Below are 224 nucleotides of genomic sequence, written 5' to 3' on the forward strand. Positions count from 1 at the left end.
ACGAACAGATTTCTGGCAGCCGAAAAGACTGATGTGAACCGCTGCAGGCCTTCCACAGACCGAAAGCCCTGCATCATTCTCTCCCGCTTTCGCAGCGAGAGATGCGAATTTTCAGCCCTGTTGTTCAAGCCCTTGTGAGACCGGTGCTCAACCCTCGGCATGACCTTGCGCCTGGCAGCCCCGTAGGAGGGCAGCTTATCGGTGATGATGCGCTTGGGCACCAT

At 57.1% G+C, this 224-nt stretch carries 1 protein-coding gene; it reads right to left on the reverse strand.

The features are described from left to right. A partial coding sequence (locus E4K09_RS23765) for a DDE-type integrase/transposase/recombinase (protein WP_134500162.1) occupies positions 1 to 224 on the reverse strand: 224 nt, incomplete at both ends.

This window comes from Microvirga pakistanensis, from assembly GCF_004458765.1.
Classification (GTDB): domain Bacteria; phylum Pseudomonadota; class Alphaproteobacteria; order Rhizobiales; family Beijerinckiaceae; genus Microvirga; species Microvirga pakistanensis.